Origin of the sequence: Methylobacterium sp. J-088 (genome assembly GCF_022829295.1) — a bacterium.
Classification (GTDB): Bacteria; Pseudomonadota; Alphaproteobacteria; order Rhizobiales; family Beijerinckiaceae; genus Methylobacterium.
The window spans coordinates 1-11,988 of record NZ_JAKSYH010000096.1 but is presented as its reverse complement, the minus strand read 5'-3'; the positions used below and the strand labels follow the sequence as shown (position 1 = coordinate 11,988).

The 11,988-nt window shown below is 71.2% G+C and carries 9 protein-coding genes and 1 pseudogene; 4 read left to right on the top strand and 6 right to left on the bottom strand.

Features of this window, described 5'->3' with window-relative positions:
• The 3 genes and pseudogenes from MKK63_RS10855 to MKK63_RS10845 all read right to left on the bottom strand — a co-directional run.
• Positions 1-222 (bottom strand): annotated as a pseudogene (locus MKK63_RS10855) (sugar transporter); the annotation flags it as partial.
• A 184-nt stretch (positions 223-406) separates the two neighbouring features.
• Positions 407-1,897, bottom strand: coding sequence for an LTA synthase family protein (locus MKK63_RS10850; protein WP_244001504.1), 1,491 nt, complete (start codon positions 1,895-1,897; stop codon positions 407-409).
• 238 nt (positions 1,898-2,135) lie between these two features.
• Positions 2,136-3,632 (bottom strand): capsular biosynthesis protein, encoded by a 1,497-nt coding sequence (locus tag MKK63_RS10845; protein WP_244001502.1) that lies wholly within the window; start codon positions 3,630-3,632, stop codon positions 2,136-2,138.
• 356 nt (positions 3,633-3,988) lie between these two features.
• Between MKK63_RS10845 and MKK63_RS10840 the strand changes: the two genes are divergently transcribed.
• From MKK63_RS10840 to MKK63_RS10825, 4 genes are all read left to right on the top strand, one after another.
• On the top strand, positions 3,989-5,296 hold the full coding sequence (locus MKK63_RS10840) for a capsule biosynthesis protein (protein ID WP_243916769.1): 1,308 nt from the start codon (positions 3,989-3,991) through the stop codon (positions 5,294-5,296).
• Positions 5,297-5,377: 81 nt separating this feature from the next.
• A complete protein-coding gene (locus tag MKK63_RS10835) occupies positions 5,378-6,145 on the top strand; it encodes an SDR family NAD(P)-dependent oxidoreductase (protein ID WP_244001500.1) in 768 nt (255 codons plus the stop codon).
• The gene (locus MKK63_RS10830) at positions 6,145-7,005 is read left to right on the top strand and encodes a formyltransferase family protein (protein WP_244001498.1); all 861 of its coding nucleotides are present in this window, start codon (positions 6,145-6,147) and stop codon (positions 7,003-7,005) included. Before MKK63_RS10835 ends, MKK63_RS10830 begins: the two co-directional genes overlap by 1 nt.
• A 67-nt stretch (positions 7,006-7,072) precedes the next feature.
• The gene (locus tag MKK63_RS10825; protein ID WP_244001496.1) at positions 7,073-7,483 is read left to right on the top strand and encodes a flagellar basal body rod C-terminal domain-containing protein; all 411 of its coding nucleotides are present in this window, start codon (positions 7,073-7,075) and stop codon (positions 7,481-7,483) included.
• Here the strand turns inward: MKK63_RS10825 and MKK63_RS10820 are convergent.
• From MKK63_RS10820 to MKK63_RS10810, 3 genes are all read right to left on the bottom strand, one after another.
• On the bottom strand, positions 7,476-8,870 hold the full coding sequence (locus MKK63_RS10820; protein ID WP_244001494.1) for an amino acid permease: 1,395 nt from the start codon (positions 8,868-8,870) through the stop codon (positions 7,476-7,478). The two genes, MKK63_RS10825 and MKK63_RS10820, sit on opposite strands and share 8 nt — an antisense overlap.
• A 125-nt stretch (positions 8,871-8,995) precedes the next feature.
• Positions 8,996-9,646 carry a hypothetical protein gene (locus tag MKK63_RS10815; protein ID WP_244001492.1) on the bottom strand — a complete coding sequence of 217 codons (651 nt, stop codon included), beginning with the start codon at positions 9,644-9,646 and terminating at the stop codon, positions 8,996-8,998.
• Positions 9,639-11,639: a hypothetical protein gene (locus MKK63_RS10810; protein WP_244001490.1), complete on the bottom strand. Its 2,001-nt coding sequence runs from the start codon at positions 11,637-11,639 to the stop codon at positions 9,639-9,641. Before MKK63_RS10810 ends, MKK63_RS10815 begins: the two co-directional genes overlap by 8 nt.
• Positions 11,640-11,988 lie beyond the last annotated feature (349 nt).

Below are 11,988 nucleotides of genomic sequence, written 5' to 3'. Positions count from 1 at the left end.
GAGCAGGCTGTCGAGCGGGCGACCGCGCAGGGCCTCGACGACGGCGGGGTTGACGTCGATGATCTCGTAGCGGGCCAGCAGGCCGCCATCGGCGGTAGCCACCTCCGAGCCCGCCTGGATCGCGCTCGCCGTCGGACCCGCCGCAGGCAGGTACGTGCATCCGCCAACGGATCCGGCCGCCAGGGCGGCCATCAGGGCGGTGCGCGCCGTCTTACGCAGCATCACAGAGTCTTCTCCAGCCGATCCCGCGCCATCGCTGGCCCGGACCGGGACATCCAGTTAGATCGCCAAACGCTGCGATCGCTTTAACGGCCGTGCGATCGCCCTCGCGGAGCGCTGCATCATCCGCCGCCAATGCGTCACCAGCGTGGCACCGCCACGCTTCGCGCCGGCAAGCTTGACCATATCACGTCGCGGCGGCGCTGTCCGCAGGCGCGGTGGCAATGGCACCGCGCAGTTCCCGGCCCAGGGCGTCGGCCGTGATGTCGAGCCGCCGCGGGGGGGGCACCGGCCGTCCGAACCGGAACAGGGCATAGTCCGTCGTCCGGCCGCCGAAACCGGGTGTGCAGGCGGGGAGCGAGGGGGCGTGATCGCCGAACACGCAAAGCGTCATGGTCTGGCCCCGCTCGCCGGCCAGCCGTTCGAGCCCGGCGAGGACCGCCTCCACCATCTGCCCGGTATGGACCACGTGGTGCATGTACTGCGCCTGCGGATCGTCGATCCCGGGGAGTCGACCGGGCTTCCACGGGCCATGGTTCTCCATGGTCACGCAGAACAGGAACAGGGGCGTGCGCCGCGCCCCGACCTCCGCCAGCAGGCGCTCGCCCAGCGCCACGTCCCCGACATACGGCCCGACTCGCTCGGCCCCGGCGAAGGCCTCCTCCATCACGAGGTCGCTGAAGCCGAAGGTTTCCATCACCTGCGCCCGGCGGAAGAAATCCCGGTGGAACGGGTGCAGGAACAGGGTGGCGTAGCCGCGGCCGCGGGCCAGCCGGGCGAGGCTCGTGGGCTCGTCGCCGCTGCGTGACGTGTAGGGGTCGTAGCGACCGAAGCCGAGGGTTTCGGAGGGCCGCCCGGTGAGCACGGCGTGCTCGCTGCGCATCGTGTAGGCGCCGTGTGCCGGAACCTGGAGGCGGCCGTACTGCGCGGCCCGGCTGCGGAACAGCGCCATCGCCGGCAGGGACGGGCCGCCCAGGCGCTCCGGATCGATGAACGATTCGAGCTGGATCACCACCACCACGTCGTCCCCCGGTCCGGGGGACAGCACAGGCGGCTCGGGCACCGGCTCGCTGCCCGCGAAGGCCCGGGCGGTGTAGCCCAGCAGGCTCGCCGGCAGGCCGACCCGAGCCACGTCGCCTTCAAGGTCGGGGCGCGGAAACCAGCGCGTGACCAGCCGGGCGAGCGGCGGGCGCGGCGCGGCCCAGGCCAGCAGACCGAGCAGCAGCGGCAGGCCGAGGAGCGCCAGGATCCGCGGGAGAGCGGCGGCCGGCAGCACGCTCGGCTCGGTCCGATACCAGAGCGCGGTCGCGCCCAGGGTCACAAGGACGGGGATGCTCACGCGCGGATGCCACAGGGGCGGGATGTAGTAGAGCTGCGGGTGGCGCGGTACCTGCGGCAGCAGGGCGAAATCGCTGAACAGCAGCGGCTCGCCGATCACCGAGCGCTTGGCCCGGCTGACGAAGATCAGCGCCGTGACCGAGATCACCAGGGTCAGCCCAGCCAGCCAGGGCCGCCAAGAGAATGCGAACCAGAACAACAGGATCAGCAGATAGCCCAGCAGCCGCAAGGCGAGGTCGCGGGGGGCGAGGCTTGCCCGGGTGATCGAATCGCCCGCGACCACCTCCAGGACAAGGCAGAGCGCGAGTGCGAGGCCGGTGGCGGTGAGGAACGTCGTCAAGACTCGAAACACTCGGCGTGGGACAGGTTTGGCGCTGCCGGGGAAAGGTGTGCGGAAGCAGCGTGTTGTGGGCGGTTCCTAAACCCGCAGCGAAGGAGCCGGCCCGGTGGCGTGTTTCTGAGTGTCGACATGAGCCGCACGCGCTATCGCTTTGATTTCGCTGGCATGTTGCGATTTATGGTTTTGGCCTGTCGCAGGTTTTTGTCGCAAAACCGGTGGCCACGTTTGCGAAACCTGCTCAATGCGGACCGGCCTCGCGGCCGACGCCCCGGCGGCTGCGCAGCGCCCGCACGATCGGATTGAGCAGGCCGTAGCGTGCGCGCATCGCCCAATGGGCGGCGCGGCCGATCGAAAGGGCGCTGCGTGGGGCCGCGTCCCGGGCCGCGCTCAGGCGGTCGAGGAGCTGTTCCGGGCTGCACGGCTTCATCGCCACGGGGTCGAGGTAGCGCGGATAGAGGATCATCGCCCCCGCCACCAACGAGTCGAGGTCGAGCCTGCGGCCGCGATCGGCCCCGGGTGCCAGATCCTCCGACAGACCCCAGCCCGCGTAGAACGGCCGGCCATGGGTCGCCACGGTCAGGCCGCGGATCAGCGCCTCGAACCCGGCGAGCGATGTCATGGTCTCGACGTGATGCACGCGGTCCAAGAGATCGACGATGCTGATGCCGGCGACGATCCGGTCGGCGAGCGTCAACGCTTCCGCTTCCGGGATGATGCCGGGGCGGAAGCCCGCCTCGACGTCGGGATGCGGCTTGTAGAGCAGGAACGCGTCCGGGTTGCGCCGCCGCGCCGCCTCCAGCAGCGCCCGGTTCGAGCGGACCAGCGGGGAGCCGTGCCGCACCGAGGCGTCGTCCTCCACCTGGCCCGGCACAAGCACGATCTTGCGCCCGGCGGGCCAGTCGAGGGCGGTCGCGTCGAGTCCGACATTGTACTTGCTGAGCCGGCGCGCCACGACCTCCTCGCGCAGGCGCTTCGCCCGGGCGACGAGGTCAGGCGTGAACTCGGATTCCGCCAGCAGGCGCTGCAGCCGGCTCTCCCGGCGCGGGTCGTAGTAGATGCCGAGATCGTCCACCACGATCGAGGCGCCGGGCTGCAAGCTCGCGCCGAGGCCGACCGAGCGCAGGAACCCGTCTTCCACCCGGGCGAGCGGCAGGCCGGCCTCCGCGCAGGCGGCCTCCAGCTGGCCCGGCGCCCGGGTTGCCCAGGCGAGCAAGCGACCCTGGTGGCGCTGGCCTGCCGCGACCGCGGCCTCGGTGGTCATGGTGTGGACCGGGCGCCCCGCGGGTCCGGCCCCGAGCACGTCGAGGGCCGGCCGCTTCCAGCGCGACATCCCGACATAGACGACTCGCCGGTCGTTCTCGGCGAAGCGCGCCTCCAGCCACGCCACCCGCTCGGCGCAGGATGCGCGGTCGACCGGCATCCGGGTCCAGGGATCGAGGTAGTGAACGCCGCCCTCCCCGCCGAGCGGCCGTCCGTCGAGGCTGATCCGCAGGGATGCGAAGCCGCGCTCCGGATCGTCGTAGGGACTGAGGATCGGTCCGGGCGCGACCACGAGGCGGCGGCGGCCGGTCAGACTCAGCAGCCGGTCGGCCGCGCGCCCCGCCCCCCAGACCGCGCCGACGTCGCCGAGGCGCGCCTGCCCGAAGGCGAAGCCCGTCGCGGCCTCGATCTCCGCCCGGAGGAGGCGGATCGTCCGGCCGGTCGCGTAGAGCGACAGGGTCGGTTCAGGGGGCATGGCTATTGGGGCATCTCTGGTTGTCGGGCTCCGCGCGGTCGGGACGTTCGCCCGCCTGTAGCGCATTTTCGCGTGGATGGCGCGGGGCTCGCAGGTGTGGGATTTCGGGGACAACCCCGACAGTCCGGCACAAGCGCCATACCCCTGAAGGGATTTGGACATACCGTCGCCGCGATTGGTCGCTCAATCCGAGTGAGAGCCGCAAAAGCGCGACCGTTGCAGACGGGCCACGCGGGTGCGGAAAAGCCGTGCTGCAGCGCCCCCTCGGATTGCGGGGCCGCCGAGGCTCGTGCCACCTCACGGTAACGTGCCGGCCCGTTGGGCCAGTCTCAGGGTCAAGGAAGAAGCGCCGCGGAATGCAACAACCCGCCTCTGACGCCCTCCGCGACCGCCCGGCGACCTTCCTCTTCCTGCAGGGCATCGCCACGCCGTTCTTTTCCGATCTCGGGACGGCGTTGCGCGCACGGGGCCATCAGGTCCGGCGCATCAATCTCTGCCCCGGCGACTGGCTGTTCTGGAACGGCGCGGCCGACAATTACCGCGGTCGCCGGGAGGCCTGGGGGATCTATCTCGAGGCCTATCTGACCCGCGAGGGCATCACCGACATCGTGCTGTTCGGCGATTGTCGGCCGTTCCACAAGGCCGCGCGGATGATCGCCGAGGATCGCGGCCTGCGGGTACACGTGTTCGAGGAGGGCTACATCCGCCCGAACTGGATTACCTGCGAGCTCGGCGGCGTGAACGGCTTCTCGTCCCTGCCCCGCACCGCCGACGAGATCCGTGCGCTGGCCCGGCGCCTGCCGCAGCCCGGCCGGGCGATGCCCTCCACGGGCGACATGGCGCGCCGGAGCGTCTGGGACGTCGGTTACAACCTCGCCAACATCCTGTTCCCGTACCTCTATCCGCATTTCCGCAGCCACCGGCCGACCCACATCGCGGCCGAGTATGCCGGCTGGATCAAGAAGTTCGCCCGGCGCGCCCATACACGCCGCGAGGCGGCGCGCTGCGACGAGATCTACCGCGCGGTCGGCTGCGACTACTTCCTGCTGCCGCTCCAGCTCGACAGCGATTACCAGATCCGGGTCCATTCGCCGTTCCTCGGCGTCGAGGGCTTCATGGACCGGGTGATCAAGTCCTTCGCGGACGCCTCGGCGGCGCCGACCCGGCTCCTCGTGAAGCTGCACCCGCTGGACAGCGGCCTGATCAACTGGCGCAAGTTCGCCCGCGCCTCGGCCCGGCGCCACGGCGTGAGCGACCGGCTCGACTTCATCGACGGCGGCGACCTGCCGGCCCTGATCAAGGGGGCCCGCGGTGTGGTCATCGTCAACTCGACGGTCGGGATGCTGTCCCTGGAGATGGGCTGCCCGACCCATGCGGTCGGTACCGCGATCTACAACATGGCCGGCCTGACCCATCAGGGCGACCTCGACGGCTTCTGGACGAACCCGACCCCGCCCGACATGGGCCTGATGGCCGATTTCCGCCGGGTCGTCCTGCACCGGACACAGGTCAACGGCGGCTTCTTCTCCAAGGAGGCGATCGATCGGTCGGTGGCCGGCTCGGTGCCGCGCATGGAATCCGCCCTGCCCGATTCGATGCTGGCGGCCGCGCGGGCGATCCGCGAAGGGACGATGCGCGATGGGGAACTCGCGCCGGTCTACTGAGGGCTTACGCCCGAGGGCTTTCCTGGCCTGTGAGTCCCGCCGACCCTTGATCTTTCCACACGGGCCGGCGTAACCCGCCGCATGCTTCGCATCCTGATTACCGGCGCGTCGAGTGGTATCGGCGCGGCGCTGGCGCGCCATTACGCGCAGACCGGCGCGAGCCTTATCCTCATTGCACGCAACGCCGAGCGCCTCGAACGAGTCGCCGGGGATTGCCGCGCCAAGGGGGCCGTCGTCGAGGTCGCCCGCCTGGATACCCGCGACCGAGCGGCAGCGATCGCGCTGGTTCACCGGGTGGATGCAGCCCAGCCCCTCGACCTCGTGATCGCCAATGCCGCGGTGAATGGCGGCAATCAGCGGGGCGAGGTCGAGACCGAGGAGACGGCGTTCGAGACCGCCGACATCAACTACACGGGCTCGCTCAACGTGGTGCTGCCCAGCCTGACCCTGATGCTCCAGCGTGGTCGCGGCCAGATCGCGCTGATGTCGTCGCTGGCGGCCTATGCGCCGTTGCAGGATGCACCGGCCTATAGCGGCGCCAAGGCTGCGCTGGTGGCGCACGGGCTGGCGCTCCGCCAGAAGGTCGGGCCGCGTGGCGTCAAGGTCAACGTCGTGGCGCCGGGCTACGTGAAGACCCCGATGGGCGGCGAGCTGAAGGGCTGGCGCCCGCTGGAAATGAGCGCCGACGAAGCGGCCGTGCACATCGCCAAGGGCATCGCGAAAGATCGCGACGTGATCGCCTTCCCGTTCGTCCTCGCGGCCCTGGCGCGGACCGTTCTGCTCCTCCCGGAAGGCATTCGCCGCGCCAGCCTGTACGCGTTCCGGTTTCAAAGGCGGGAGCGGCGCTGATGGCCCGGCCCCGGATCGCGCTGTTCGTCCTGGAGGCGCTGCCCAACGCCCGCGTGGTGCGCCGGTTCGTCGCCGATCATCGGGCCGACATCGTCTTCGTGGGCCTGTCCAATGCCGAGCGGCCGTCGAGCGGCGGTCTGACCGGGCAGATTCGGCGGCACCTCGCGCGCTCGGGCGCCGGCATACTGCCTTATCTCGCGGTCAATTTCGGGCTGCCGGACCTGCTGCGTCCGCTCGCGCCACTGACCCAGGCGGCGACCGGCAGCGGCGATACGCCGGAGGCGACGCCGCTCAAGACCCTCTGTCGCCGCCTCGGCATCCCGACCCTCACGGTCGACGACGTCAACGGCCTCGAGGTCGCGCAGAGGCTGCGCGCGGCGGCGCCCGACCTGATCCTGACCTACCATTTCGACCAGATCCTGAAGCCGGAGACGATCGGTCTGGCGCGGCTCGGGGGCATCAACGGCCATCCCGGCCTGCTGCCGCGCCATCGCGGCCCGGTGCCGACGATCCACGCCCTGGCGGACTCACCCGGTAGCTTCGGCATGACCCTGCACCGGCTCGCCGCAGCGATCGATACCGGCGCGATCCTGTCCCAGGAGGCGGTGCCTCTGCCCGCTGGCACCACCGCCACCCGGGCGGCCGTGGCCCTCCACGCCCACGGCCGGGGGATGCTGGACAGGCTGCTCGACGAGGTCGCGCGCACAGGCACCCTGCCGGAAGGGCGGAGCTTCGAAGTCCTGCCCTATTGTCCGTTCCCGGATCGCGCGATGCTGGCCTCCCTGCGCCGCCGGGGCCTGCGGCTCACCGACGGCCGGGATTTGCGGGAGGCGGTGAGCCTGTCCGGGCGGGCCGCTTAACCGCAGGTTAAGCCTGTTTGGCAAGGGTTCGTCCGGCTCAGTTCCACCCGCCGATGAGGCCCCGCCCATGCCGGATACCAGCGCCCTCCACGCGGCGTCCGATGTTCTAGCCGCGGGTCGGCAGGTCCAGGGCGGCCGGATTCGGGCGATCTCCGAGAACCTCGCCAACGCCGATTCGGTGTCCGAGACGCCGGGCGGAGCGCCCTACACCCGCAAGATCGCGGTGTTCGCCCCCGTGGTCGCCGACAACCCGCGCGATCCGGTGGGTCGCATCGTGCGCGACACCGGCGCGTTCCGCACGCGCTACGACCCGTCGAACGTCGTCGCCGACCGCCGCGGCTACGTCCAGCTGCCGAACGTCAATGCCGCCACCGAGTCGGCCGACCTGCAGAAAGTGGTCCGGAACTACGAGGCCAATCTCAGCGCCTCGGGCATCCTCGACAGGCTGAGCCGCGCGACGCTCGATCTCCTCAGCTGATCCGGGCGTGGCGCTTTCCGTAGCCGGCGTAGAGGGCGAGCCCGATCGCCAGCCAGAGCGCGAGGCGGATCCAGGTCTCGGCCGGTAGCGAGGCCATCAGCACCAGGCAGGACAGGATGCCGAGCCCGGCGGTGAGGGGCGCCGCCGGCACCCGGAAGGGACGCGGCCGGGCCGGATCGATCCGCCGCAGGATCAGCACCGTCGCGCAGACGAGGCAGAACGCCAGCAGCGTGCCGATACTGACGATCTCACCCAGGATGTCGATCGGCACGAGCCCGGCCAAAGCGGCCGTGAACAGGCCGATCACCGTCTGGCTGGCCGCGGGCGCCCGCGTCACCGGATGGACCCGGCAGAAGACCTCCGGGAGCAACCCGTCGCGGGCCATCGCGAAGAAGATCCGACCCTGCCCGTAGAGGGCGGTCAGCGCCGAGGTGGTCAGGCCGATCAGGGCGCCGATCTTGACCACGATCGCAAAGCCCGAGAGCCCGATGGCGTCGACCGCCTTGGCGACGGGATCGGCGACGTCGAGGTCGCGGTACGGGACGAGGCCGGTGAGCACGGCGGCCATCGCCACGTACAGCACCGTGGTGATCAGGAGCGAGCCGATCAGCCCGACAGGCGCGTCGCGCTGCGGCGCCTTGCACTCGCCCGCGGCGGTGGCCACCGTCTCGAAGCCCACGAAGGCGAAGAACACCACCGCGGCGCCGCGGAAAACGCCGCTCCAGCCATAGGCGCCGAAGGTCCCGGCATTGTCCGGTATGAAGGGGTGCCAGAGTTCCGGCCGGAGGTGGACGGCGCCGACGCCGACGAAGGCCAGGATGATCGCGATCTTGCACGCCACCAAGAGCCCGTTCACCAGCGCGGTCTCTCGGGTGGCGCGGGTCAGCAGAGCCGTGAGCAGCAGCACGATGCCGACGGCCGGCAGGTTGACGATCCCGCCTTCGCCCGGCGCCCCCGCGAGCGCCGCCGGCAGCCGCACGCCGAAATCAGCCGCGAGCGACTGCGCGTAACCCGACCATCCCACCGCCACCGTGGCGGCCGCGACGGCGAATTCCAGCACGAGGTCCCAGCCGATGATCCAGGCGGGAAGCCGGCCCAGGCTCTCGCGGGTGTAGGTGTAGGTGGAGCCGGCCTCCGGGATCATCGCCGCCAGCTCGGCGTAGCACAGGCCGACGAACCCGCAGGCAATCCCGCCTACCACGAACGATAGGCTGAGCGCCGGCCCGGCATATTGCGCGGCGGCCGTCCCGGTGAGCACGAAGATGCCCGCCCCGATCGTGGCGCCGAGCCCGATGGCGATGAGGCCGGGAGCGGTCAGGCTCCGGGCGAGGATGCGGTCCTGCCCGGGTGCCGCCACGCCACCCCTGGTCGCCGCCGATTCCGCCATCCCACGCCTTCTCCCTGATCGCCCGACATTCCGCAGGGCAAAAGGCGCGCCGCGGGGCCTGTGCCAGACGCGCGGCCCCACTTTCGAACAGACTGGATCACCGTCTGCGTCCCGCGTCGAGGCCCCTATTTGGGAGGCTCCCGGCGCAGGCTCAGGGTCGGCGGCGGCACCGCCTCGGGTGCCGGCGCCCCGGCGATCAGCCGCGTATCGGTCCGGAAGAGCCGGGCGACCACGCCGGCGAAGCGGATGAAGGCGCGGCCCTGCGGGGTGATCACGTAGCCGTCCGCGGTCGGGGCCACGTTGCCCGAGGCTTTCTGCTCGGAGAGCCGCCGCTCCATCTGGCCGAACGTGCCGAGGTAGACCGCGTCGAACACAGCGCGGGCGCGGTCCGCGTCGAAGCTCTCATCGGGATGCGCCGCCATCTGCCCGAGCAGGAACACGCTGACCGAGCGGTCGACCGTGACGGGCAGGATCACGAAGCCGCTCAGGTTCAGGGACAGCGACAGCGCGCAGGCCCCGAGGGCATCGCGCCGCCGCAGCCCCCAGCGGCGGCCAAGGCCAGCGAGCGCAACGGTCGCCGCCAGCGTGATCAGGAAGGCCACGACCAGCAGGAGGAGGCCGCGGTAGAACAGGATCGTCACGCCGGACCACAGATCCGTCTGGAACAGCAGCACAAAGACGCCGAAGCCGAGAGCCAGGGCCCCCGCGTGCAGCAGCGCCTGGGCGCCGATCCAGCGCAGGATCCGCCCGGTGCTGGGCGAGAAGGAATCAGTCATCGAGGTCCTCGACGCGCAGGATCCGCACGAGCGGGTCCGCGTAAGCCGCCCGGGTGCGCCAGATCCAAGACGTGGGTTCGCGCCAGGCGGCGTCCGCCGCGGTGACCACCAGCGCGCCGATCCCGGCCTCGGCCGCCCGGCGGCGCACCTCCGCCGCCGGCAGCGTCGCGTCGAAGATCGGCGACACGGCGGCGAGGCGCGCCGCAACCGCCTCGGGCGTCGCGCCGAACAGGCGCGCCTCGCGATCGGCCACCGCCACGGGCTGCGTACCGTAGAGGCCGAAATCGAACACGCGGTGCGGAAGCGGCGAGGCTTGCAGGACGAGATCCACGGGCAGGTGCGTGCCGGCCCAGCTATAGGCTGCGCGCAGCGACCGATCGATATCCGGGCGCCCGTTGAGGATGGCGAATTGCGGATGCTCCGCCGCGGGATAGGCGCGCATCCCGACGAAGCCGTAGAGGGTCGAGGCATATCCGAGGACCAGCAGCGCGCCGAGCGATCCCGAGAGCCTGAGCCGCGGGCCCGGGCTCGTGCGGGTCAGGGCCACGGCGGTCCAGACGAGCGCCGAGACCTGCGCCAGCAGGACCACGCGGGCGCCGAGGTCGTTGTTGAGGATCGCGGAGCGCAGGAACCCGCCGAGCAGCAGGCCGGCCGCGGCGCAGATCGTGAGCAGCCGGCTCGCCTCGCGGGCATGGGCTTCCCGGCGCGGCACGACGTGCCAGAACAGCAGCGCGCCGCCTGCGAACACACCCAGCGCGACGTAGTAGTTCATCGGCAGCAGGATCAACCGGAGGAGGTCGAGGCCCGGCCCGTCGTAGATCTGCTCCAGTGGGCCGAAGCGTCGGATCGCGAACCGGATCGTGCCGCCGGTATCGGCCCGGTTCGCCAGGATGCCGACGAGGTAGGGCGCGGCCAGGACCGCGCCGACAAACCCGGCCGCCGCGAGCCGGGCCACGTCGCGCCAGCGGCGCTCGAATCCGAGCAGCGCGAGCCAGATCCCGGCCGCTGCGACCGCGCCCAGACAGACCCAGATCGACAGCCCCGCGCAGGCCGCGAAGGCGAGACCCGCCGTGGCGATCGCGGCTGCCTCCGCCCGGCGATCCGGCGTCGCCCCGTCGGCGCGTTGGGCCAGCACCAGCAGGCCGAGCCAGCCGGCCAGGGCGGCGGCCACGTGGTGCGGGACCCAGACCAGGGAGGTCGGCCAGTTGACGACCTGCTCGTTCAGCCATTCCGGGACAGGGATCCAGAACCCCGTTCCGGCTCGGTTCGAGAAGACCAGCAGGATGTCGAGGCCGCCCGCCGGCAGGAGCACGAGCACCGCTCGGCGCAGGAGCCGGGGTGCAATATCCCGCGCGAGCCCCGTGGCGGCCAGCAGCCGGTCCAGCAGGCCGAGGAGTGCGATTCCGGTCCAGACGGCAAGGCTCGCGAAGGCGGTGCGCCCGTCGACCAGCCAGCCGCCGGCCCAGTCCACGAGGGCGGTCAGCGTATAGAAGAAGTAGTAGTACCCGGCCCGCTCGGGACGGGCGAAGAACGGGTCCACCGGCGGAAGGCCGTGCTCGACGATCGCCCGGGTCAGGGCCGCGTGCTTGACCAAGTCGATGATCGTGAGTGGCTGGTGGAGGACGGTGCCTGTGTCGATGTCGATCAGCGCGTAGGTCACGATCCCGAGCCAGAGCACACCCAGCGCCAGGGCCGGCCGGTCGAGCGGGCTACGCAGGTCGCGGAGAGCCGGGCGCAGGGCGGCGAGCCCGAGGCCCGCGTTCGCCAAGGCTGCCACGGGCACGCCGGCTGCCTGGATCAGCAGTGCGTCGAGGGCGGGCAGGAGCGCAATGCCGAGGAGGGAAGCGCACAGGGCACGCTGGCCCGGCGGCAAGGTCCGGAATGCGAGCACGCCGGTGATCGTGCCCAGCGCGTAGCCCGGCAGGAGGACGAGGGGAACGCCGAGCAGCGTCGCGAGCAGGACACCACACGCATCCGAGAGGGTGCCGTTCATCGCCGGGCCGCGTTTCGTGCGGGTTCCGATTAGCACCGGGGCGTTAACCGTTTCCTGGCCAAGTTCCTGGCCAAGTTCCTGGCCAAGTTCCTGGCCAAGTTCCTGGCCAATTTCCTGGCCAAGTTCCTGGCCAAGTTCCTGGCCAAGTTCCCGGCCAAGTTCCTGTCCGAGACGCCGCGTGCCGCGGCGCGACCGCAGTCGGCTCCGGGGCTGGCTGAACCGCTGGATTCGGGTACGCTGCGCGGCGCGCGGTGCGCGGTTACCGCGCGTGGCTGGCAGCGCTAGGGTCGTGGACCGTGATGGCGGACAGTCCGGCAGCCGGCGCCCGACGATGCTGCGGCCGCCTGGG